The sequence below is a fragment of the Streptomyces pimonensis genome, assembly GCF_041380215.1.
GTDB classification, from domain to species: domain Bacteria; phylum Actinomycetota; class Actinomycetes; order Streptomycetales; family Streptomycetaceae; genus Streptomyces; species Streptomyces pimonensis.
This window is the reverse complement of sequence record NZ_JAHWZY010000119.1, coordinates 1-1344: the sequence shown is the minus strand read 5'-3', so window position 1 is coordinate 1344 and position 1344 is coordinate 1. Positions and strand designations below refer to the sequence as shown.

At 73.7% G+C, this 1344-nt stretch carries 1 protein-coding gene; it reads left to right on the top strand.

What is annotated here, in order from left to right:
• The coding region (locus KYY02_RS33605; RefSeq protein WP_371244862.1) for a condensation domain-containing protein at window positions 1-1344 on the top strand (1344 nt) is incomplete at both ends.

The following is a 1344-nucleotide window of genomic DNA, read 5'->3' as shown; positions in this document are numbered from 1 at the left end:
GTCTACGACGGCGGCGAGAGCGACGTCTACACTCCGCAGCTCTGCCTGGACCTCGAAGGACCGCTCGACGGGGAGGAGCTCAGGGCCGCCTGCACGGCACTGCTGGCCCGGCACGCCAACCTGCGGGCCGCGTTCCTCCACGACGTCACGGACACCCCCGTCCAGGTGATCGCCCGCGATCCCGCGCTCCCGTGGCGGACAGCCGATCTGAGCGGCCTGCCCGACACCGAGCAGGCCGCGCAGAGCGACCGGATCGCGGACACGGAGCTCGCCGAGCGCTTCGACCCGGCGCGCCCGCCCCTGCTGCGGGCCGCGCTGCTCCGCCTCGGCGACAAGCGTCACCGGCTGATCCTGACGCACCACCACATCCTGCTGGACGGCTGGTCGGTGCCCCTCCTGGCCCGGGACCTGTTCGCCCTGTACGCGGCCGGGGGGCAGGCGGTCGCACTGCCCCGGGTCACCCCCTACGGCGACTACCTGCGCTGGCTGGCCGCACAGGACCGTGACGAGGCGCACGCCGCCTGGACCCGGGCCCTGGACGGAGTGGACGAGCCCACGCTCGTCGCCCCCGCCGCCCCCGACCGGACCGTGTCGGCCGCGCGCCCCGGACGGGTGCAGCCCGCGCTGCCCGAGGGCCTCGACACCCGCCTCGTCACCTGGGCCAGGTCCCGGGGGCTCACCGTCAACACCGTCCTCCAGGGTGCCTGGGCGCTGCTGCTGTCCCGGCTGACCGGCCGCGACGACGTGGTCTTCGGCACGACGGTCTCCGGCCGGCCACCGGAGGTGCCCGGCATCGAGACCATGGCGGGCCTGTTCATCAACACCCTGCCCGTCAGGGTGCGGCTGGACCAGGACCGGACGCTCGAGGAACTGCTGCGCGCGCTCCAGGGCGAGCAGGCGGAGCTGATGGACCATCAGTACCTGGGTCTGAGCGACATCCACCGCCTGGCCGGACTGCCGCACCTCTTCGACTCGGCCATGGTCTACGAGAACTACCCGGTCGACGAGAAGGCCACGGCCCTCACCGGCACGCCCCTCACCCTCACCCGCGCGGAGACCCGCGAGGCGGCCCACTACCGGCTCATGCTGATGGCCGCGCCGCACGCGCGGGGACTGTCCCTGCGCATCGAGTACGCGCCCGCCGCGTTCGGGGACGAAGAGGTCCGTGTGCTCGCCGACCGGTTCGTCCGGGTGCTGCGGGCGTTCGTGGACGAGCCCCACCGGACCGCCGGTACGGTCGAGGTCCTCACCGCCGAGGAGCGGCGCCGCATCCTCGTCGACTGGAACGACGTCGACGCGGACTCGGTGAGGCCGGCGACGAGTGTCGTCGAGGCGTTCGCGGCG